Source organism: Bradyrhizobium sp. (assembly GCF_049519115.1).
GTDB lineage: Bacteria > Pseudomonadota > Alphaproteobacteria > Rhizobiales > Xanthobacteraceae > Bradyrhizobium.
In genome coordinates, this window is sequence record NZ_JBEKRB010000003.1 from 282,694 (window position 1) to 303,159 (window position 20,466).

Here is a 20,466-nt window from a genome sequence, read left to right on the forward strand (position 1 = left end):
TTTAGCCAACCTGGGGATTGAGGCAGTGCGTGCCATAATTTTCGACGAATCCGGCAGGATCATCAGCTATATGAGGCTGATCCACCTTGGTTGTGCGGCACGCGAAACTGGCCTCTCAGTAATGCGTTCAGATCAAAGCAAAAATGCAGCACGAATGTTGCATTTGGCCCTCGATAGGATCAAATAAATCAAGGGGTGGCGCAAAGGAAACGTGATGATCTCGACTTGGAGCGAATGGAAACGGTATCCGAGGGCGGGGCGGGGTGAGAATCTCGAAGCGCCGATCACGCCCGGCATTTATGAGGTTCGCTTCGCGGCCTCCGGCGCGCTGCACTCTTTTGGCGCCGTTGACAATGTCGCCCAGGCGCTGGCGCTTTTGCCCGCTGCCTCCAAATCCTGGTTCAGCCGTCGTGCGCCCGCGGAAACCCCCGATCTCGAATATCGCACGTGCGCGACCGCTTCGAAAGCCGATGCCAAAGCGGCGGCCGACCGCATGATCGGGCGACGCGAAACCTATATGAGCGGCGCGGCCTGATCGCAGTCATTACTGTCGCGGCGAACCGCTTCGCATCCCCCGTTCTGGCAAATTCTGCAAATAGTTTGATGCGGCCGGCATCTGACGCGCCGCGAGGACGTTAAAGCCCGAGCGTCACTTCCGCCCAGTGCACGATGATCTCGCTGTTGAGGAATTCGATCACACTGGGCTCTATCGCCTGGGGGCCATCGTGGGCGACGGTCGCCGTTGCAACAATGGCGTCGCAACGATCATTGAAGGCGATTGCCAGCACCGAGCCTGGCGCGTGGTATGGCTCGGTGACGGTATAGGCGCGGCTGCGGCCCTTCATCCAGGCGATATTGATCTCGTGGCCCGGCCCCAGGACCGACGGCTTGTCGCCCATCAGGTTGAAATCACTCAGGCGGTCGAGTTCGTTGTCGTCCGAGACGCCGGTGGAGCAATTGCAAAAACCGATCTTGGCGCGGATGTAGACGTTGACGTCGACACCACAATCCTTGGCCGTGCAGCGGAACGCCTTGCCTTCACCCCACTCGTCGGTCGGAAACGGCCATCGCACTTCCGCAAACTTCGGATGGCCCGGCGGCGTCAACGCCTTGCTCTGAACCAGCATCGGCCAGACCAAAAATGCCGACAGTCCGGCGGATGCGCCGAGCGCGAGACCCAGGATGATCGCAACTATCGTGCTTCGGTTTCCGGCCATGCTCTAGGGGTCCGATTCTAACATTCGCATCCCTTCTCAGCGGTCACTTTTGCGAATGTTAGAATCAAAAGGACCACTAGCAAATATAAGTTTTCTGGTGGAATTTCGAATTTGACACTCGCTTGACGAGCTCGCGGCTAGATGGGTAGCGAATGTCAAATCCACTCCACTAGTTGCTCGCGACGAAAGCCCGTGCCGCGGCAAGCGTCGGCCGTTCGGAATTCGAGCCGGACGCCAACGACAGTAGCTTTTCATAGTTTGCCTTTGCAGTCGCCCTATCACCCAGCGCCTGAGCCGCTTGTGCCGCACCAGTATAGCCATTGAAACGGTTCGGCTCCTTCGCCTTGGTGGCCTCGAACGCGGCAAGGGCCTCCTTCGCCTGGCCACGATCCAGCAGCATGAAACCGTAGAGTTCGCGCGCCGGCACCAATGGGCCGGGCGTGACCGGCGCTTTCTCGGTCTTGTCTTCGGCATCGGCCGCCGCGCTCATCGCCGCCAGCGCTTCATCGTATTTGCCGTCGGCGTAGAGAGCCCAGGCGTTTGCGGCTTGCGTCTCGACGGCAACTTGAGCGGCCCAATAATCATTCCTGGCGGCCTGCAACTGATCGCGAATATCAGCAAGCTTGGCAGCGTCGGCCTTGGCTGCCGAAGAGTTACCGGAGCGGGCGGCGCCGATCGCGCGCGCGAAATAAGTGATCGCCATCACATGTGGAAACTTGCTGTCGATGACGTCGAGTTGAGCCGCGGTTTTCCAGTCGCCCCGCTCCATCGCGTAACGCGCAGGAGCGGCGGCGCGTGAAAATGCCCCGCCGAAAGAATCAGGATCGGGGGTCGTGGCCGCGATGGTGGCGATGACCTTGCGCGCATCCTCGTCCTGGGCAAGTTGCAAATAGGCATAGACCAGATAATCCCCGGCATGCAGTTGCTCGCCGAGATCGTGGCCGGCCTCGGACGCCCGCACGGAAGCAAGGTTGGCGTCGATGGATTCCTTCCAGTAGCCCACGCGTGTGAAAATATGCGACGGCATGTGCTGCGCGTGGGGCGCGTTCGGTGCGATCTTGGCATAGCGAAGCGCTGCGGGGAGACCTTTGGCGGCGATCGGCGGATAGTCGTAGAGATGGATCAGGTAATGGGCCACTCCGGGGTGCTGGGGTTGCCGCTGCCAGATCGGTTCCAGAATCGCGGCGCCCTTGAGCTGGTTGGCGTAGGTCTTGTCGGCGGGTGAGGCCGATACATTCAGGGTAATCGCGTAGAAAATCTGCGCCTCGTCGTCGTCGGGGTATTTTGCCGCGAGGGCCTCCATCTTCTTTAGATAGGATTGCACCCGCGCCTGTTGCGGGTTCTTGTCGTAGTCGAGATACATCGCCGACAGTGCGTCGATGTAGTCGCGCTCGCGTTCGCTTTTGGCGCCGATCGTTTTGGCTTTCTCGATGGCGGCAAGTCCCAGCGGAAGATTGGGCGCAGGGATGGCGCCGTGCGGATTGCCGAGTAGCGACAGCGCGATGCCCCAATAGGCGATGGCGCAATCCGGGTCGGCCTTGATCGCCTCCTCGTAAATATCCTTCGATTCGGCATACCAGAACGAATGCTGGTAACGCATCGCGCGGTCGAATCGCCGCTGTGCGACTTCGTTGCAGGTCGTTGCGAAATGGACCTTGCCCAGTTTCTGGTCCGCTTCGTCCTGCGCCAGCACCGGCAGGCAGGCTCCGAACGTCGCAATGGCTGCAAGGGTCGTGGCAAACCAGAATTGGCGCATCATGTTCCCCTTGCTTCGAAGCGAGCGTCAAATTGAAGCCGATTGCGTCAGCCGATTATATGCCGCAACGAGGTGCTTCTCAACGCGCTCGTGCGGCCCTACGGCTCATAAGGGCAACCGGCTCATAAGGGCAGGGCCGCTTCGTCTACCGCCGGAGCACCGCGATCATGCGGTTGGCGAAGGTCAGGCGTTCGGCGATCACCGATACGAAATAGGTCAGCAATTTCTGGCCAAGCATCGGATTTTCGAGCTTGAGCGCCTCGAACTGCTGCGCGCTCAAGACATAGAGTATGCTCGCGACCTCGGCCTGGATCGTGGCGCTGCGCGGCGCATGCGAGACAAGGCCCATTTCGCCAATGGTGGTGCAGCGTCCGAGGCTTCGTACCCGCGTCGTGCCGCCGCCTTCGCCCGCCGGGATCATGATCCCGACGCGCCCGTCCAGAATGAAATGCATGGAATCGGCGGGCGCGCCGGCGCTGACAATGATCTCGCCGGCCGCGACTTCAAGCCGCTCGCAGCGATGGATCAATTCTGCGGCGTCCTCTTCGGTCCCAAGGATCTGGGTAAACCAGTCGCGAAGTGAGGCTTCCTCCTGGTCGCGGCCCTGATGCAGCACGATGATCTCGTTCTCGCACCATTCGAGCGCGTGGTCGAGTTCGGGAACGATGCTGACGTCGGCCGAGATGAATTCGCTCGATCGCAACGCCTTCTCGGCGGCCGAGGGAAGATGAACCAGCACCAGTTTGATGCCGCGATCCTGCGCCGTCCGCTTGATCTGGGCGAAACTATACGCCGCCGAAGAATCGATTCCAGTTACGAGCTTGAAGTCGAACACGAGGAAGCGGCATTCGGGATGACGCTCGAGAAGCGCCTTGACGTGCTGGTAGAGCCGGTTGGCCGAGCCGAAAAACAGATAGCTCTGCAGGTTGAGGCCCTGGATCTTGCCGCCATGCGCCGACAATACGGCCTGGTCCTCGCGCGAGCGATCGAGCGAGCTGCGATATTCCGAGCCGTCAAAGCTGTATTTGATGGAATCGATGCGCGAGGCGCTCAAGGCAAACGTGGCGCAGCCGATGACGACGCCGATCAGGATGCCGGCGATGAAGCCCCATTGCACGATGATGACGATAATGGCGAGCAGCGACAGGTATTCGATGAACGAGAGCCGCCGCCGCGACTGGACGATCCATTTGTGAAGCTGGTCGGCAGCCAGATAGATCAGAAGGCCGCCGAGCACGAATTTCGGCATATAGCCGAGCAGCGTGGGGGCGAACAGCAGCATCAGCAGCGACATCGCAGCGACGGTGAAGCCCGACAGCGGGCTGGAGCCGCCGCTGTTGAAGTTGAGCACGGTTCGGCTGATGGAAATGCAGCCGGTGTAGCCTCCGAGCGCGCCGGAGAGCAGGTTGGCGATGCCGGTGACGTTGAGTTCCCGTTCCAGATTGGCTTCACGCTGCACGGCGACTTCGATGCCCGTGGTGTTGAAAAGCGTGCACGATGCCGTGACGAAAATCACGGCGATCAAATTGCCCGACAGTTCGGGCAGGGTATGCCAGGGATATTTCTCGATACCGTCGACGCTCCACGGCAACATGAAATCCGCACTGGGTGGGGACTGGAAGGTCCAGCCTGCCGCCTGCGCTTCCGCCAGCGAGATGCCTGTCAGCCAGAACAGGATATGCCCGGCGATCACGCCGCCAACGAGTATGGCAGGCAATCCCAACGAAGAGCGTGAGCGGTGCCATGTGAGATAGAGGATTAGTGCCATGACGCAGGCCGCCGCAAGCTTCGACAACGTCAGGAAATCCTCGAACTGGCCGAGCGTCGCGAATTGCAGGCGCTGGCCGGTGATGACGCGGACCGCGCCCAGAAGGATCAGGCAGCCGGTTGCGCCCAGAAATCCACCGACCACCGGATAAGGCACGTAGCGGATCGCACGTCCCATCCGCGTCATTCCGAAGACGCAAAGCACGATTCCGGTTGCGACGGTGGCAAGGGCAAGGGTGAGCAATACGGGTGCGAGCAGCGGTGCGGACGGATCGGCCGCCACCATCCGTTCCACTACCGATGATGCCAGGATCCCCGTCATCGCCGCGGTGGAACTGTCCGGTCCCGCGACCGCGAACGGCAATGAGCTTCCGGCGGCGATGACGCCGGCAAGCACGGCCGACGAGATGAAGGTTGCTGCGACGCCGTAGGACAGATAGGGCGCGAGAGGTCCGGTGAAGATCAGCAGCGAATAGGACAGTCCGAAAGTCAGCGTCAAAACGCTGGCGGCGCTGCCGCCGAGGACGTCCTTGAGGATTACGCTTAGTGGCAGCTTCGGCCGAAGACTGATCGACTCAATGCTCACGCGCAGATCCTCAAAAGACGGACGTCAGTGGTAGACGAAGGTGGCGCGTCAGGACAAGATCATTTTTGGGATTGTCAAAGCGCGAAGCGCCACCGACGCTATACCCGCAGATCGTCGCCGGTGACCCGGCGATAGGCCTCGAGATAACGTTGGCTGGTTGCATCCACGACGCTCTCTGGCAATGGCGGCGGCGGAGCTTCGCCGTTCCAGCGGCCGGCACGACGCTCGGTGTCGAGGTAGTCTCGCAGCGGCTGCTTGTCGAAACTCGGTTGCGGCTGCCCCGGTCGATAGGCGTCCACCGCCCAGAACCGCGAACTGTCGGGGGTCATCACTTCGTCGATCAGAATGATCCGGCCATCGGCGTCGCGACCGAATTCGAACTTCGTGTCGGCGATGATGATGCCATGTTCGCGGCTTAAGCGTTCGCCGAGCGAATAGACCGCGCGCGTCATGCTTTCCAGCGTATCGGTCACCTCACGGCCCACGATCTCGCACATGCGAGCAACGGTGATGTTCTCGTCATGACCGGTCTCGGCCTTGGTGGCCGGGCTGAAGATCGCAGGCTCCAGTCTTCCGCTCTCCGGAAGAGCAGGCGGAAGCCTGTCTCCGGCCAGCGTGCCCTGCGCGGCATATTCCTTCCAGGCCGAACCGGAGAGATAGCCCCGGATCACGCATTCGATCGGAAACACCGTCGTCCGCCGGCACAACATGGCGCGTCCGGCGAGCGAAGCGCGATGATCCCGCAACGCCGGCACCTCGCGGATAATCGTATCGGCGTCGGCGCTGATCATGTGATGCGGGACAGTGCCTTCGAGCTTCTTGAACCACCAGGCGCTGATCTGGGTCAGCACGGCGCCCTTCATCGGAATGGTTTCTCCCATCACAATATCGAAGGCCGAGATCCGATCGGTGGTCAGAAGCAACAGGCGATCGTCGCCGACAGTGTAGATATCGCGAACCTTGCCGCGCCCGATCCGGGGGAGAGGCAAATCGCTCGCAAGCATGGTGTTCATGAAACTCTACTTTCGAAGGCGGCCGCGGCCGAGTGGCGCGCGGCGGCGAAAGGATCAGGGTGCAGCCAGTTCATTCCGGCAACGGAATGAACTCGTGCTCATTGGGGACGGCAGCAAAGCGGCCGGACTTCCAGTCCTGCTTGGCCTGCTCGATCCGCTCTTTACTGGAGGAGACGAAATTCCACCAGATATGACGCGGACCTTCGAGCGCATCTCCACCGAGAAACATCATCCGCACAGGCTTCAGCGTCTTGACGGTGATGCGGTCGCCTGGGCGGAACACCAGGAGGCGAGGGCCCTCATAGCGCTCATTGGCGATCTCGACCTCGCCGTCCACGATATAGATGGCACGCTCCTCGTGATCGGCGTCCAAAGGGACGCGGACGCCTGCTTCCGCCGTCACCTCGACATAGAACCAGGGCGAGACCATCGCGACCGGCGATGTCGCGCCGAACGCACTCCCTGCGATGATCCGCGCCGTGATGCCACGATCCGTCACGACCGGCAGATCGGAGGCCGCATAGTGCTGGAAGGTCGGCGCGATCTCTTCTTCTCCGGCCGGCAATGCGATCCAGCTTTGCAGACCCAGCATTTTCTGGCCGCTCTGGCGCTGGAGGTCGGGCGTGCGTTCGGAATGGGCGATGCCGCGGCCCGCCGTCATCAGGTTCATAGCGCCGGGCTGGATTTCGCGGATATTGCCCTCGCTGTCGCGGTGCATGATGCTGCCGTCGAACAGATAGGTGACGGTCGCAAGGCCAATATGGGGATGCGGGCGCACGTCCATGCCCTTGCCGGACACGAATTGCACCGGGCCGAAATGATCGAAGAAAATAAACGGGCCGACCATCTGCCGCTTGCCATGCGGCAGCGCGCGTCGAACTTCAAAGCCATCGCCGAGGTCGCGGGTGCGCGGCACGATGACGAGTTCCAGCGCATCGCAGGAGGCGGGATCGCCGAGGATCGGATCGTTGGAGGGCTGCCAGCTCATGGATTTCTCCCTTGGATATTGGCTGATATCCATAGCAGAAAACTTGTCGATTTGCCCGTCGGGCAAATCACTTCGGTTTCGAGATCGAGCTAGTGGTCGCTTTGACCCGCAATGACCTTGAGGCGCTGGGCCTGGGCGCACTCGTCCTCGATCTTGAAATAACGCGCCACCGCCTCAGTGCCGACGTTGAGGGGATGTCGCTCGCCCACCTGCCGATCGGCCAAACTCCGCAGCTTGTCCGCGGCTCCGTTGAACTGGGATTGATTGTTGATGATGATCGTGGCGCCTGCGGCCACCGCCAACGAGGCAAGCCGGCGCACCGACGCCAGATATTGATCGAAATGCGCCACGTCGTTGGGAAAATTGAATTCCGTGCCGCCGGAATAAACAACTGTCAGCGGCTTGCCCTGATCCAGCACCTGGAAAATGCCGGAAATGGTTCCCGGCGTATGTCCGGGCGTCAAGTAGAGCGTGACGGTGCGATCGCCCACCGTGACCTTCATGTCGTCGGTGGCAACAATGTCCCGCTTCGGCTTGCCCGTCGGATATCCATAAAGCGAACCTTCAATGAGGTCCCAATCCGCCGTGACGATACGCGCGCCGTATCGCGATTGAAAAAGAGTGGCCCCGCCGGATTCGCCGCGATGGCCATGTGAGACGATGACGTATTTCACTTTGGCGGGCTCGAGACCAAGTTTCTGCATGCCGCCGATCAACACATCTTCGGCATCATAGACGTAGGCGGTATCGTAGAGGATGTAGCCGTCGTCTGACGTCAGCAGCCATGCCGAGGTGCTTTCGGTCCCCAGCCAATAGACGTCGTCGAACGCCTTCTTCGGCTGCATATAGGTCGCCTTCCGGTTCGGATCTTCGCGTGGGGCAGGTGCGTCGGGGGCAGGCGCGCCGCGCTGAGGTGCAACACAGATCGCCGTCACGAGCCCATAGAAGTCCGGCGTATTGTCGCGCCCTCCGGCCGCGTTCTTGCCCGCGGCCAGATGGCCCTCGATCGTGTCGGGTACAGATGCCGGCGATTGGGCGTAAGCCGGGCCCACGAGCACGGTCAGAGCCAACGGGCACAGCGCCTTGCGCATCGACATTCCGTCCCCCCTTCACATGCGTGTATTCTGCATGCTCTACTTAGCACCTGATCTGTCGCGCCGAATACTTTGTGAACCACATCGGGCAAAAGTGAGCCGCGCCTCAACCTTTCAAATCAAGGGAAGAAACCATGAATCGAGCACTGACCACACTCGCTTTTGGCGCCAGTCTGTTCGCAAGCCTCGCGGGTTCAGCGCACGCGGCGCCGGAAGTGTCGCTGGCGCGTTTCGAATGCGGCACGCCTCAGGAACCTCAGGCGGTCAATCCGCGCTTCTCGGATACTTACTCTTACGGCGATCTCAAACTTCAGTTCGTCTACAGCTGCTATCTCATCAAGCATGGCGACGAGTATATGTTGTGGGATACCGGCCATGCCATGACCATGCCCAAGGTCGCACCGAAGGTCAGTCTCGTCGATCTTCTGGCGAAGATCGATCTCAAACCCGACCAGATCAAATATGTCGGCATCAGCCACTATCACGCCGATCACACCGGCCAGATCGCCTCGTTTCCGAAAGCGACCCTCTTGATCGGCGCCAGGGAATGGGACGCGATTTCCGCGCCCAAGCCAGCGGAAGGCGTGAACTTCAAACCGTTCGAGAGCTGGATCAAGGGTGAAAGCAAGGTCGAGCCGCAGACCCTCGACAAGGATGTATTCGGCGACGGCACGGTGATGCTGCTGCGCACGCCCGGCCATACGCCGGGTCATTCCAGCCTGCTGGTCAAGCTGCCGCAAATGGGCCCTGTGATCCTCTCAGGCGATGCGGTGCATTTCCGCGAGAACTACGATTCGGACGGCGTGCCTTCGTTCAACTATGACCGCGCCCAGACGGTAGCTTCAATCGAGCGCATCAAGAAGATTGCATCGAACCTGAAGGCGACGCTCATCATCCAGCACGATGCACGTGACATCGAAAAGCTGCCGGTATTTCCGGCGTTCGCCAAATAGTGGCTGGCTTTATCGTCGAGGGTTTCGGATGAACCGTATGGTTGTCGTATTGTTCATGTTGCTGCTCGCAACTGTGGCGCAGGCTGCCGAGTACATGCAGAAGACGCCGTTCCAGCTGTCGCGTGCATTTTCCCCAGGTGTCATAACGTCTGGCGGAATCACGGTCTGGGTAGCCGGCCAGACTGCGACAGAGGACGGACAGGGCCACGATATCGCCAACAACTTCGAAGCCCAGGTCAAACAGGTATTTGCTCAGGTCGATGGCGTCTTGAAGCGCGCCGGCGGCAGCCTGGACAATGTCGTCGCCATGACGGTCTTCCTCAAGGAATCCCGGTATGGCGACAAGTTCGTGGAAATGCGCAAGGACTTTTTCAAGAACGGGAACTATCCCGGCAGCGCCCTCATCACCGTGACGAATTTCGCGCGCCCCGGGATCGAGATCGAAGTCCAGGCTATTGGCGTGATCGGCGATAGTTGCTCGACCGAGAATCCATGCTCGGTCGAGGGAAAGGCCAAGGGCACGCCAAATAAATGAACTTGTAAGATCAACCCGGCTCCATGCCTTTTGCCTTGATAACGGCCAGTGCCAACGGTGTGGCGAGAAATTTGATGAAGGCCTTGGCCACGTCGGCTTCCTTGCTCGCCGGCGACGCGGCCGCCGAGAAGTAGGTGTAGGACTGGATATCCGGCGGCAGCGGTCCGGCCAGCTCGACGCCGTTATAGGGTAATATCTCGCTGATCTGGGTCATGCCGATTTCGATTTCGCCTGATGCCGCAGCCTCGCCGACCGCGCCCGGCAAAAGTTTGAGTTTCGGTTTTAGCTCGTCGGCAATCCCAAGCTTCTCGAACAATGTTTTGAGGTAGGCACCGGTCGCCCCCGCCGCGGTAAACCCGACGGATTTGGCATCGAGCAGCATTCGTTTGAATGCTTCCGTCGTGCTGATATCGGGCTTTGGGGCGCCCTTGCGGATCGCAACGCCGATGCCGGAATGCGCAATTGTCGTGGCCGGCGTAGCTAGCTTCCCACTTCCGGCAAGGCTGTCGGTGATCGGTGCGGCGAGGATGGCGACGTCAAACGCCGCGCCCTCCTCGATTTTCACCTTGAGGGCCGCGGCCGGTGCGAAGGTGATGTCGACTTTATTGCCGGTCGCTTTCTCGAACTGCGGCGTAAGCTCCTCCAGGGTCGTCTTCACGGCCGTCGAAGCCAAAACCTTGATATCCGCCGCCTGCGCACCGCTCGCCAGCAGCGCCAATACCGATCCGACGATCGGAGCCATCACGCGTAGAATTTTCATCGTTTCCTCCCAAGCTTCTGCTTTTTGTATCGATGTCGAACCAACCTAGCGAAAAGCACCCACGACTGCGAGACGCGCCGTCGAAATAAACCTGATCGTGATGAGCGCGCGTCTTGTCTTGCGCCGATGCGACGCCCTTCAATGCCGTTGGATAAATTCGAGAACTTTCGCGTTGAATATTTCCGGCTGCTCCCACGCTATCGCATGGCCGGCATCGGTGACGACCGCCCATTCATGATTTTTCATGTGAGCTGCCCAGGTGCGCATCAGGCTCGGCGGCGCAAGCAGATCGGCATCCGCGGCGAGGATCAGGGTGGGTGTCGGGATCGTCTCGATCTTCGCGAAGGTGTTGGGGGTGCGAAGGGATTGATCTGGCGCTTCAGCCTGGCGCGCGTGCTCGTCGATCTCGATCCAGCGTTTGGTCCCGTCCGGGTTGGCGCCGCGGTAGGACGGCCCGACTTCCCGGTAGACCGCCGGCAACTTCCGCAATCCCGGAATTTCAAGGCGAGCGATAAAATCGGCGATCTCCTTGTCTGCCATCTGGCCGGTGCTCGCCGCGATCACCAGGCTTCGAAGCTTTTCCGGACGCCATGCGGCATAGTCCAGAGCTGCAAACCCGCCGCCGGCGACGCCCAGCAAATGGAATTTGTCTAGCTTGAGATGTTCCGCGAGCGCATCAAGATCGCCTGCAATAGTGCCCGGCTGCGGACCTGTTGCCGGATTGGGCATGCTTTTGCCCCAGCCGCGGCGGTCGAACGCGATGATGCGGTATCCGGCCCGGGAGAAGCTTTCGACCTGGTTTTCCCAGACGGCACTGGTGCCAGTGTTGGCGTGAAGCAAAATCAGCGGCACGCCGGTGCCGCCGCTGTCCGTGAACCACAGTTTCACGCCGGGCAGCTCAGCGAAGGCGCCGGAAAGCGGATGATCGGCAGCATTGGTTGCCCGGGCGATCGCGCCCGAGGCCACCGCACCCAAGGCGCCGGCAAGAAACGCGCGCCGCTTGATCATATCGTCCTCCCGACATTCGAACCTGGGGCGCCAGGAAAGTTTAGCACTTTGACAGGCGATCCGCGCTTGCCCCGTTTTGTGCCGAAGGCTGACATTGCGCCGAACCTCACATACTCTCAGCCGAACCATTTACAAAAGGCCCGTCAAGGACCGCCGCCGAATTTCGGCATACGATTGAGGAAATGCCATGAAGCTCGCTCGTAGAGCCGTTCTGCGCCTGGCAGCCGGTGCTGCGGCACTCCCCGCCGCTTCCTGGGCGGCGGACGCGCAAGACCATCCGAAGCCGGCGCAGTCGGTCGCTCCGCTTGCGGAACGACTCGCGGTCTATGCCGACCGCCTGCGATATGAGGATATCGACGCGGCGACCATCGAGCGGGTCAAGACGCACCTTATCGATACGATCGGATGCGGCATCGGCGCCTTCAATGAAGGGCCAGTTGGTATTTGCCGCAACGTTGCACTGGCGGTCAGCGGCAATGCCACCATCATCGGCACCAACAACCGCACGACGCCTGAACTGGCGTCCTTCGCCAACGGCGCTGCGTTCCGCTATTTCGACTTCAACGACACCTATGTCGGACGCTTCTCCGTTCATCCCAGCGATCACATAGCGGCCTGTCTTGCGGTGGCCGAGGCTGAGCGAGCCAGCGCCAGGGATTTAATTCTCGCGATCGTCATCGCCTACGAGGTGAACTGCCGGCTGGTCGACGCGCTCGACATCACGGCGCGCGGCTGGGACCCGCCGGTAATGAGTCTTCCGGCCGTGGCGCTCGCGGCGGGAAAGTTGATGAAACTTAGCCCCGGGCAGTTGACCCAAGCCGTCAATATCGCCGTCAACGACCACATCCCGATGGCCCAGACCCGGGTGCAGACGCTGTCGGACTGGAAGGGACTCGCCGACGCCGAAGCCGCGCGCAATGCGGTCTTCGCGGCAACTCTGGCGCGGGGCGGCCTGACCGGCCCGGCGCCGATCTTCGAAGGTCAGTCCGGCTTCTTCAAGCAGGTGTCCGGCCCAGGCGACATCGACCCCGACAAGTTCGGTGGCGGCGACGTGGCATTCCTGATCCATCGCTGCGCCATAAAACCTTATCCCGCTGTGATCTACACTCAGACCGCGATCGTCGCCGGCATCGACGTTGCGAAAGAAGTCGGCTCGCTCGACCGCATCGCCGCGATCGAGATCGCCACGACCCAGCGCGGTTATCAACGGACCGGCAGCGAGCCTGAAAAATGGTCGCCCAAAACCAGAGAGACCGCCGATCACAGCCTGCCCTACATCACCGCGCGCGCGATGTTCGATGGCGACGTCACCAACGATAGCTTCGCATCTGAGATGTTCGGTGACCCCCGCATTCTCGCTTTCATGCAAAAGATCACGGTGCGCGAGGACCCCGCACTCACCGCGCGGGTCGGAGCCGCGCCCACGCGCGTGACGGCGATCCTCGCCGACGGGCAGCGAATTTCGCGCGAAGTCGACTACGCGCCCGGGTTTTCCGAGCGGCCGATGAACCGATCCGAGGTGGAACGGAAATTCCGCGGCAATGTGGGCAAGCGCTGGCCACGAGAGCGGACCGACGCCATTCAGCGGGCGCTGTGGGCGATCGATGAAAGGGATGATCTCTCCCGCCTGCTGGGCCAGCTTTCGATGCCAACAAAACCTTAGAGCGCCGAATGCGCGATACATAAATTTAAAAAGGCCGGAGGCTTCATGAGCTATTTGAAGATCGCATTGGCTGGTCTTGCCGCGATCGCCGCCACGTGCAGCGCGGACGCCGCCGAAATCAAGGTTCTGGCCTCCGGCTCGTTGAAGGGTGCGCTGTCCAGGCTCGCTCCGGACTTTCAGAAGTCCTCCGGCAACACGGCAACAATTGAATACGGTCCAGCGGGCGCCATCACGAGCCGGATTCAAAAGGACGATGCCGCGGACGTCGTGATCGTATCCAGATCGCAGATCGAGAAACTTGCAAGCAACGGCAAGGTTCTGCCAGGGAGCCTCGTCAACGTCGCCGGGATCGCACTCGGCGTCGCGGTTCGCAAGGGAGCGCCCAAGCCTGACATCAGCAGTGTCGAGGCGTTCAAGCGAACGCTGCTCGCTGCCCGCTCGATCGGCTATCGCGATCCGGCAACGGGATCGACGTCTGGTACCTACGCCGCGAGCCTGATCGAGCGGCTCGGCCTCGCCGAGGATTTGAAACCGAAACTGAGGCTCGACCGCACCGAAGGTGATGCTCCCGAGAACGTCTTCCGGACGGTTGCGAGCGGCGAGATTGAAATGCAAATCGGGCAAATCACCGAGATCGTGATCGCGCCCGGCGTCGAACTAGCCGGGCCGTTGCCTGCCGAGATCCAGAATACAACCGTGATGGCCGCCGGGATCATCGCGACCAGTAAGGCGCCGGAGGTCGCCCGCGCATTCATCAGCTTCATCTCGTCGCCATCAGCGGCCGCCGTTCTGAAGGCAACCGGATTTGTGGCAGTGAAAGAGAATTGATCCCGATCGATTGTTTGAGCGGCGGAAGTTTACTCCGCCGCCGTTGTCTCCGGCAGCTTGGCGTTCGCGCCGTAGCGCTGATCGATGTAGTCGATCACCAGCGCCTTGAAGTCGGCGGCAATGGTCGGTCCGCGCAGGGTGCGGAACTTCTTGCCGTCGACGAACACGGGTGCGGCCGGCGCTTCGCCGGTGCCGGGCAGCGAGATGCCGATATTGGCATGCTTGGATTCGCCGGGGCCGTTGACGATGCAGCCCATCACGGCGACGTTGAGCTCCTCGACGCCGGGATAGCGCGTCTTCCAGCCCGGCATTTCGACGCGGATGAAATCCTGAATCGAGCGCGCCAGTTCCTGGAAGGTGGTCGAGGTGGTGCGGCCGCAGCCCGGACAGGCCGCAACCAGCGGCACAAAGGTGCGGAAACCCATGGTCTGCAACAACTCCTGCGCGACCTGAACTTCCAGGGTGCGGTCGCCTCCGGGTTCGGGCGTCAGCGAAATGCGTATGGTGTCGCCGATGCCGTCCTGCAGGAGAATGCCGAGTGCAGCGGAAGAGGCAACGATGCCCTTCGAGCCCATGCCGGCTTCGGTGAGCCCGAGATGGATGGCGTAGTCCGAACGACGGGCGAGTTCCTGATAGACCGCAATCAGGTCCTGCACGGCGGAAACCTTTGCCGACAGGATCATCCTGTTCTTGGGCATGCCGAGTTCTTGCGCGCGCGCGGCCGACAACAGTGCCGACTGCACCATGGCCTCGCGCGTCACGGCGCGGGCATCGCGCGGATTGGCGGAAGCCGTATTCTCGTCCATCAGCTTGGTGAGCAGTTCCTGGTCGAGCGAGCCCCAGTTCGCGCCGATCCGAACTGGTTTATCGTTCTTGTTAGCGATCTCGATGATGTCGGCGAACTGGGTGTCGCGCTTGTTCTTGAAGCCGACATTGCCGGGATTGATGCGGTACTTGTCGAGCGCCTCGGCGCAGGCGGGATATTCCGCGAGCAGCTTGTGGCCGATGTAATGGAAGTCGCCGATCAAGGGCGTATTGATGCCGCGCTTGCGCAGGCCGTCGCGGATATGCGGAACGGCGGCGGCGGCTTCCTCGCGGTCGACTGTGATACGCACCATCTCCGAGCCGGCGCGCGACAGCGCCGCCACCTGGGCGATCGTGCCGTCAATATCGGCGGTGTCGGTATTGGTCATCGACTGGACGACAATCGGCGCACCGCCGCCGACGGCGACATGGCCGACCATGACCTGGGTGGTTTGATGCCGGGCCTTTGGCCCCGCGACGTCGTTTTCGGGTGGTTTTACGGGCTGGTTCATGGGGTCTCGAATATCAGGTTTTGGTGACGGTCAGCAATGCATCACTGGCAACCGGGGCCTCCGGATTCGGCCGGTTCACGAGGTAAAGCCCCGCGATGACCAGAAGCGCTGCGGCCCCGAAGATGGGGGTTAGCGTATCATGGAGGATGAAATAGCTAGCCACGACGCCGAACAAAGGGGTGATGAAGGAAAATGCCGACAATTTGCTGGCGGAATAGGCCTTGATCAGGCCAAACCACAGCAAAAAGGTTAATCCGACCACCCAGAATGCCTGATAGGCCGTCACAAGGACCGCCAGGGGACCGGGAACCCGGGTCATGGTTTCACCCGAAACAAAGGCGGCGAGGGCCAGAATCGGGATCGAAATCGCCACCTGATAGATCAGCGCTTTTTCCGGTGGGGCGTGACGGAGCCGACTGGCCTTCACCATCAGGGTCGTCGCCGCCCACAGGGCGCCGCCGCCGACGATCAGGAAATCGCCCCACAGCACGTCGGCATCGACATTGGCCTGTGGAATGCCGATCGCGAGCGCCACGCCGATAAAACTCAAGCCCAGCCCCGCCCATTGCGAGGCGCGCAACCGCTCGCCGAGGAATCGATACGAACCGAGCGCGACAAAGAAGGGTGCGGTGTAGAGGAAGACCACCGCACGGGAGGCCGAGGTCAATAACAGCCCGCGATAGATCAGCGCGAACTCGACGCCGAACATCAAACCTGCGCACAAACCCGCATAAAGCGTGCCGTCGCGCGCAAAGACGTTTACGCCGCGGAAGCGGGCGATAACCAGCAAGACCGGAAGGGCGGCGATGGAGCGGATCGTGCCTTGCAGCAGCGGCGGAATGTCCGGAAGCGCTAGTTTGACCGCGATCTGGTTGAATCCCCAACTCAGGCACAGCATCAGCATCAAGGCGATCGCGCGCGGCGGAAGCGAGCGCTCCGCCGATTGCAGCGGTAAATTTTCCATGAGTTCTCCGCGGAGGCTTATCGCCTTCTTGTTAATTCTGACAATGCGCGCAAACGCCGGTGATTTCGACAATCGACATTCTGGGCGTAAAGCCGGTCGACCGCGCCGAGGCATTGAGGCTTTGCGCGACGGGCGACGCCGGGATCTCACCAACCAGGCCGCAATGCTCACATATCAGGAATGCCACCATCGCCGCCTCGTCATGATCATGGGCGCAGGCGAGAAACGCGTTGCGGCTTTCGATGCGATGGACCAGGCCGTTTTCCATCAGGAAATCAAGCGCACGATAGACCGTGATCGGCGCCGGCCGCGAGGTGGTTTTTGCCAGTTCCTCGATGACCTCATAGGCGCCGAGCGGCCGGTGACTGGACAACAGCGCCTCGAGGACGTGGCGGCGGATCGGCGTGAATTTTTGCGAGCGCCTGGCGCAGACCCGCTCGGCATGCTGCAGGGCGTCCGCGGTGCAGCGGCCGTGATCGTGATCGGGTGCGGGAAATGTCGGTTTGGCCAAGGTCATCTCGTGACCGTAGCATTTTGTCACATGAACCAAAATCCCGTCACACGGAAAACCGCCGACCCGGAGCCTCGTGCAGCCATGCCGTTTTGGTAGGGCAGGGCCGCAGTGCCTTCGCCATGCAAAATTCATAAGCAAGCTTATTATGTTTAAAGCTTAAGATGGATCCGTACCGCCGGTTTGAAGTTCCAGCGCCTATTGTTTCACCGAACTTCCAAATAAGGTTCACCGTGATGGCCCGCGGTTCCGTGGATATGAATTTCCTGTTTACGCTCGGTGAATTGCAGCGACTGGTGCGCGCCTATGCAGACCGCCAGGCGTCGCGCTACGGCATCACCCGCGCGCAATGGGCGGTGCTGGCCAAGATCGAACGCTTCGAGGGCATGAAGCAGACGGAACTTGCCGAACAGATGGAGATGCAGCCGATCACGCTGACGCGTTTGATCGATCGCCTGTGCGACAATGGTTGGATCGAGCGCCGCAGCGACGACAGCGATCGCCGCGTCAACCGGCTTTATCTGCGCAAGGCGGCAAAGCCGCTGCTCACCAAGCTGGCCGGCTTGAAGTCCGAGCTGACCGCAACGGCGCTTGAAGGCATCACCCCATCGGACGCGAACCGGCTTCTCGGCCAGCTTGAGACCATCAAGGAAAACGTCCGCAACGCCATTCAGGAACAAGAAGATGCAAGGAAGGAACAGCGCTATGGCTGATCCGGTATTGAAATTTCCGCCGGAGCAAAAAGGCGCCCCCGGGCACCTGTCCCGCGAGAAGCTCGCGGCCGAACCGCGCCGCCGGCTGTTGGCCGCGATGCGCCGCTATCGCCGCTTCCTGCTGCTCGTGGTGCTGCCGATCGCAGCCGTGATTGGCGGCATCGTGTTCTATCTCAATGGCGGCCGTCATGTCGGCACCGACGACACTTATGTCGGCGCGCAGAAGGTGATGATCACGCCTGACATCTCCGGGCGAATCGACAAGGTCGTGGTGAAGGAAGGTCAGCTCGTTCATCATGGCGACGTGCTGTTCGAAATCGATCCCGTTCCGTTCCGGCTTGCCGTCGACCGCGCCCGGGCCGCCCTCGAACAGGCCAAAACGACCTACAGCAACCTTGGCGCCAACATCAAGATCTACGACCAGATGGCCGACCTGATGCAGCAGGCCATCGACCTGAAGCAGCGCGACGTCGAGCGCAAGTCGGCACTGGTAAAGAACAGCTACGGTTCGCAGCTCGACCTCGACAATTCAACGAACTCAGCCATCACTGTGCGCGCCGAACTTGCTTTCGTTCAGCAGCAGCGGTCGAGTTCATTGACGCAGCTGCTCGGCAACCCGAACCTCGCGCTTGAGGACTTTCCGCCCTATTACCAGGCGCAGGCCGCGCTTGCGCAGGCCCAGCGCGACCTCGACCACACCGAGATGCGGGCGCCGATGGATGGTGTCGCCACCATGGTCGACCAGATTCAGCTTGGCCGTTTCGTTGTCGCAGGCTCGCCGGTATTCACCATCATCGATGTCGCGAAACCCTGGGTCGATTCCAATCTGAAGGAATCTGATCTGACCCATGTCGAGGTCGGACAGGCGGTCGAGATCGACGTCGATGCTTTCCCCGACCATACGTTCAAGGGCACGGTAGGCTCACTGAGCCCCGGTACGGGCGCACAATTTGCGATCCTGCCGCCGCAAAACGCCACCGGCAACTTCGTCAAGGTGGTGCAGCGCGTTCCGGTGCGGATCTATTTCGATCAAGACGATCCGTTCGTCAAAAAGCTGAAAGCCGGCATGAGCGCCTACGCCACGATCGATACCGGCCACAAGCGCACGCTCGCCGGCCTGCTCGGCTTGCGCTCGGCTCTAGCAAAAGAAGACTAAAGCCGATGTCGCCGACGGCGATTCCAGCTCCCAGCGCCGTTCCCGGCCTGCGCCGGAACATGGTGACGATCTGCGCCATGACCGCGACCATCATGCAGGCGCTTGACACCACGATTGCCAACGTCGCGCTGCCCTACATGCAGGGAACGCTTTCCGCCTCGCAGGACCAGATCAACTGGGTGCTGACCTCCTATATCGTCGCGGCGGCGATCATGACGGCGCCGGTGGGATGGATCGCCAACCGTTTCGGCCGCAAGCGCACCTTTATCATCTGCTCCGCCGGCTTCACGGTTGCTTCCGTGATGTGCGGGCTCGCGCAAGACATCGAGCAGATGGTGCTATTCCGCCTGCTTCAGGGCGTATTCGGCGCCGCGCTGGTGCCGCTGTCGCAGGCGGTGATGCTCGACTCCTATGCCTTGCACGAGCGCGCCAAGGCAATGTCGATATGGGGCATGGGCGTGATGATGGGACCGATCATGGGACCTTCACTGGGTGCGTGGCTGACCGAGACCTATTCCTGGCATTGGGTGTTCTTCGTCAACCTGCCGTTCGGCATCGTCACCGTGCTCGGCCTGATGGTGTTCATGGACGAGACGAAGCAAGATACCGATCTGCGCTTCGACTGGTTCGGTTTTGCGGCGCTCGCCATCGGCATCGGCGCCCTGCAGGTCGCGCTCGACCGGGGCGAACAGCTCGGCTGGCTGGAATCCAACGAGGTCATTGCCGAGTTCGTCATCGCGATTGTTGGCTTCTATTATTTCTTCGCGCACTCGTTCACGACGTCGCGCCCGTTCATCCAGTTTGCGCTGTTTAAAGATCGCAATTTCCTCACCGGCTGCATCTTCATGACGGTGATGGGGCTTGTGCTGTACTCGACCATGGCGCTGGCCTCGCCCTACCTGCAGAATGTGATCGGCTATCCCATCATCACCGCTGGCGTGCTGCTCGCAAGCCGCGGCTGTGGCACCTTCGTCGCCATGATGCTGGTCGGCCGCCTGATGCGCTATATCGAGGCACGCACGTTGATCATCACCGGCCTCAGCCTTACTGCGCTGTCGCTCTACTGGATGACGGCATGGACCGACCAGACGGGCGTGCCCGAGATCGTGACCATCAGCATCATCCAGGGTTTTGGCTTCGGGCTCGTCTTCGTTCCACTCTCGACGGTAGCGTTCATGACGCTGCCTAATCAGCTGCGCACCGACGGCACCTCGATGTTGACCCTGATGCGCAACGTCGCAAGCTCGGTCGGCATCTCCATCGTGATTGCGCAACTGACCGAAGGCGGACGGCGGGTTTATGCGATCCTCTCGGAACACATCACCCCGTTCAATCACGCCATGCAGATGCCCGACGTCAGCGGCATGATTAACCTCGGCACCGACAAGGGCCGCGCCATGGCGGACGTGATGGTGTCACTTCAGGCGCAGATCATCGCCTTCTCGCTGGATTATCAGCTCGTGATGTTCTTTATTATAGGCTCGATTCCGCTCGCGATCATGATCGGTTCGACCAAGGCTGCCTTGCGCAAGCAGGTGGCGGGTCCGGAACATGCGGTGATGGAATAGGGTTTTCGAGAATTCACCGGTCAAAAACAAAAGGACGCTGCGTGCACCGCTCCTTTGCATTGACTGAAGC

At 61.0% G+C, this 20,466-nt stretch carries 19 protein-coding genes; 8 read left to right on the plus strand and 11 right to left on the minus strand.

The window, feature by feature from the left end; translation table 11 throughout:
- The first annotated feature begins 214 nt into the window (after positions 1-214).
- On the plus strand, positions 215-535 hold the full coding sequence (locus tag ABSE61_RS04760; RefSeq protein WP_423869904.1) for a hypothetical protein: 321 nt from the start codon (positions 215-217) through the stop codon (positions 533-535).
- Between the two features lie 100 nt (positions 536-635).
- On the opposite strand, the gene ABSE61_RS04765 is transcribed toward ABSE61_RS04760, so the two are convergent.
- From ABSE61_RS04765 to ABSE61_RS04790, 6 genes are all read right to left on the minus strand, one after another.
- Positions 636-1,217 (minus strand): hypothetical protein, encoded by a 582-nt coding sequence (locus tag ABSE61_RS04765; RefSeq protein WP_423869905.1) that lies wholly within the window; start codon positions 1,215-1,217, stop codon positions 636-638.
- A gap of 169 nt (positions 1,218-1,386) precedes the next feature.
- Positions 1,387-2,976 (minus strand): hypothetical protein, encoded by a 1,590-nt coding sequence (locus ABSE61_RS04770; protein WP_423869906.1) that lies wholly within the window; start codon positions 2,974-2,976, stop codon positions 1,387-1,389.
- 142 nt (positions 2,977-3,118) lie between these two features.
- Positions 3,119-5,326: an SLC26A/SulP transporter family protein gene (locus ABSE61_RS04775; RefSeq protein WP_423869907.1), complete on the minus strand. Its 2,208-nt coding sequence runs from the start codon at positions 5,324-5,326 to the stop codon at positions 3,119-3,121.
- Positions 5,327-5,424: 98 nt separating this feature from the next.
- Positions 5,425-6,339: a phosphoribosylaminoimidazolesuccinocarboxamide synthase gene (locus ABSE61_RS04780; RefSeq protein ID WP_423869908.1), complete on the minus strand. Its 915-nt coding sequence runs from the start codon at positions 6,337-6,339 to the stop codon at positions 5,425-5,427.
- 70 nt (positions 6,340-6,409) lie between these two features.
- Positions 6,410-7,327, minus strand: a complete 918-nt coding sequence (locus ABSE61_RS04785; RefSeq protein ID WP_423869909.1) for a pirin family protein — start codon at positions 7,325-7,327, stop codon at positions 6,410-6,412.
- 89 nt (positions 7,328-7,416) lie between these two features.
- Positions 7,417-8,424 (minus strand): MBL fold metallo-hydrolase, encoded by a 1,008-nt coding sequence (locus ABSE61_RS04790; protein WP_423869910.1) that lies wholly within the window; start codon positions 8,422-8,424, stop codon positions 7,417-7,419.
- A 131-nt stretch (positions 8,425-8,555) separates the two neighbouring features.
- Between ABSE61_RS04790 and ABSE61_RS04795 the strand changes: the two genes are divergently transcribed.
- Both ABSE61_RS04795 and ABSE61_RS04800 read left to right on the plus strand, forming a co-directional pair.
- Positions 8,556-9,374 carry an N-acyl homoserine lactonase family protein gene (locus ABSE61_RS04795; protein ID WP_423869911.1) on the plus strand — a complete coding sequence of 273 codons (819 nt, stop codon included), beginning with the start codon at positions 8,556-8,558 and terminating at the stop codon, positions 9,372-9,374.
- 28 nt (positions 9,375-9,402) lie between these two features.
- Positions 9,403-9,909: a RidA family protein gene (locus ABSE61_RS04800; RefSeq protein WP_423869912.1), complete on the plus strand. Its 507-nt coding sequence runs from the start codon at positions 9,403-9,405 to the stop codon at positions 9,907-9,909.
- A 10-nt stretch (positions 9,910-9,919) separates the two neighbouring features.
- Here the strand turns inward: ABSE61_RS04800 and modA (ABSE61_RS04805) are convergent, their stop codons facing one another.
- Together modA (ABSE61_RS04805) and ABSE61_RS04810 are read right to left on the minus strand one after the other, a co-directional pair.
- Positions 9,920-10,669, minus strand: a complete 750-nt coding sequence (gene modA / locus ABSE61_RS04805) for a molybdate ABC transporter substrate-binding protein (RefSeq protein WP_423869913.1) — start codon at positions 10,667-10,669, stop codon at positions 9,920-9,922.
- A gap of 138 nt (positions 10,670-10,807) precedes the next feature.
- Positions 10,808-11,677: an alpha/beta fold hydrolase gene (locus tag ABSE61_RS04810; RefSeq protein WP_423869914.1), complete on the minus strand. Its 870-nt coding sequence runs from the start codon at positions 11,675-11,677 to the stop codon at positions 10,808-10,810.
- 187 nt (positions 11,678-11,864) lie between these two features.
- Between ABSE61_RS04810 and ABSE61_RS04815 the strand changes: the two genes are divergently transcribed.
- Both ABSE61_RS04815 and modA (ABSE61_RS04820) read left to right on the plus strand, forming a co-directional pair.
- Entirely contained in the window at positions 11,865-13,340 is a 1,476-nt protein-coding gene (locus tag ABSE61_RS04815) for an MmgE/PrpD family protein (RefSeq protein WP_423869915.1), read from the plus strand.
- A gap of 45 nt (positions 13,341-13,385) precedes the next feature.
- A complete protein-coding gene (gene modA / locus ABSE61_RS04820) occupies positions 13,386-14,168 on the plus strand; it encodes a molybdate ABC transporter substrate-binding protein (RefSeq protein ID WP_423869916.1) in 783 nt (260 codons plus the stop codon).
- Between the two features lie 29 nt (positions 14,169-14,197).
- On the opposite strand, the gene ispG is transcribed toward modA (ABSE61_RS04820), so the two are convergent.
- From ispG to ABSE61_RS04835, 3 genes are read right to left on the minus strand one after another with little or no spacing between them, the layout of a single operon-like run.
- Entirely contained in the window at positions 14,198-15,484 is a 1,287-nt protein-coding gene (gene ispG / locus ABSE61_RS04825; RefSeq protein ID WP_423869917.1) for a flavodoxin-dependent (E)-4-hydroxy-3-methylbut-2-enyl-diphosphate synthase, read from the minus strand.
- A 13-nt stretch (positions 15,485-15,497) separates the two neighbouring features.
- Positions 15,498-16,448 (minus strand): DMT family transporter, encoded by a 951-nt coding sequence (locus ABSE61_RS04830; RefSeq protein WP_423869918.1) that lies wholly within the window; start codon positions 16,446-16,448, stop codon positions 15,498-15,500.
- Between the two features lie 31 nt (positions 16,449-16,479).
- Positions 16,480-16,965: a Fur family transcriptional regulator gene (locus ABSE61_RS04835; RefSeq protein WP_423869919.1), complete on the minus strand. Its 486-nt coding sequence runs from the start codon at positions 16,963-16,965 to the stop codon at positions 16,480-16,482.
- A 230-nt stretch (positions 16,966-17,195) separates the two neighbouring features.
- Between ABSE61_RS04835 and ABSE61_RS04840 the strand changes: the two genes are divergently transcribed.
- The 3 genes from ABSE61_RS04840 to ABSE61_RS04850 are packed head-to-tail and all read left to right on the plus strand — an operon-like array spanning position 17,196 to position 20,396.
- Positions 17,196-17,672, plus strand: a complete 477-nt coding sequence (locus ABSE61_RS04840; RefSeq protein WP_423869920.1) for a MarR family winged helix-turn-helix transcriptional regulator — start codon at positions 17,196-17,198, stop codon at positions 17,670-17,672.
- On the plus strand, positions 17,665-18,828 hold the full coding sequence (locus tag ABSE61_RS04845; RefSeq protein ID WP_423869921.1) for an HlyD family secretion protein: 1,164 nt from the start codon (positions 17,665-17,667) through the stop codon (positions 18,826-18,828). The genes ABSE61_RS04840 and ABSE61_RS04845 overlap by 8 nt, the downstream gene beginning before the upstream one ends.
- A 5-nt stretch (positions 18,829-18,833) precedes the next feature.
- The gene (locus tag ABSE61_RS04850; RefSeq protein WP_423869922.1) at positions 18,834-20,396 is read left to right on the plus strand and encodes an MDR family MFS transporter; all 1,563 of its coding nucleotides are present in this window, start codon (positions 18,834-18,836) and stop codon (positions 20,394-20,396) included.
- Positions 20,397-20,466 lie beyond the last annotated feature (70 nt).

Coding starts and splice junctions, on each gene's coding strand:
- ABSE61_RS04760 (WP_423869904.1), top strand. CDS start 215: ATGATCTCGACTTGGAGCGAATGGAAACGGTATCCGAGGGCGGGGCGG.
- ABSE61_RS04765 (WP_423869905.1), bottom strand. CDS start 1,217: ATGGCCGGAAACCGAAGCACGATAGTTGCGATCATCCTGGGTCTCGCG.
- ABSE61_RS04770 (WP_423869906.1), bottom strand. CDS start 2,976: ATGATGCGCCAATTCTGGTTTGCCACGACCCTTGCAGCCATTGCGACG.
- ABSE61_RS04780 (WP_423869908.1), bottom strand. CDS start 6,339: ATGAACACCATGCTTGCGAGCGATTTGCCTCTCCCCCGGATCGGGCGC.
- ABSE61_RS04785 (WP_423869909.1), bottom strand. CDS start 7,327: ATGAGCTGGCAGCCCTCCAACGATCCGATCCTCGGCGATCCCGCCTCC.
- ABSE61_RS04790 (WP_423869910.1), bottom strand. CDS start 8,424: ATGTCGATGCGCAAGGCGCTGTGCCCGTTGGCTCTGACCGTGCTCGTG.
- ABSE61_RS04795 (WP_423869911.1), top strand. CDS start 8,556: ATGAATCGAGCACTGACCACACTCGCTTTTGGCGCCAGTCTGTTCGCA.
- ABSE61_RS04800 (WP_423869912.1), top strand. CDS start 9,403: ATGAACCGTATGGTTGTCGTATTGTTCATGTTGCTGCTCGCAACTGTG.
- modA (WP_423869913.1), bottom strand. CDS start 10,669: ATGAAAATTCTACGCGTGATGGCTCCGATCGTCGGATCGGTATTGGCG.
- ABSE61_RS04810 (WP_423869914.1), bottom strand. CDS start 11,677: ATGATCAAGCGGCGCGCGTTTCTTGCCGGCGCCTTGGGTGCGGTGGCC.
- ABSE61_RS04815 (WP_423869915.1), top strand. CDS start 11,865: ATGAAGCTCGCTCGTAGAGCCGTTCTGCGCCTGGCAGCCGGTGCTGCG.
- modA (WP_423869916.1), top strand. CDS start 13,386: ATGAGCTATTTGAAGATCGCATTGGCTGGTCTTGCCGCGATCGCCGCC.
- ispG (WP_423869917.1), bottom strand. CDS start 15,484: ATGAACCAGCCCGTAAAACCACCCGAAAACGACGTCGCGGGGCCAAAG.
- ABSE61_RS04830 (WP_423869918.1), bottom strand. CDS start 16,448: ATGGAAAATTTACCGCTGCAATCGGCGGAGCGCTCGCTTCCGCCGCGC.
- ABSE61_RS04835 (WP_423869919.1), bottom strand. CDS start 16,965: ATGACCTTGGCCAAACCGACATTTCCCGCACCCGATCACGATCACGGC.
- ABSE61_RS04840 (WP_423869920.1), top strand. CDS start 17,196: ATGGCCCGCGGTTCCGTGGATATGAATTTCCTGTTTACGCTCGGTGAA.
- ABSE61_RS04845 (WP_423869921.1), top strand. CDS start 17,665: ATGGCTGATCCGGTATTGAAATTTCCGCCGGAGCAAAAAGGCGCCCCC.
- ABSE61_RS04850 (WP_423869922.1), top strand. CDS start 18,834: ATGTCGCCGACGGCGATTCCAGCTCCCAGCGCCGTTCCCGGCCTGCGC.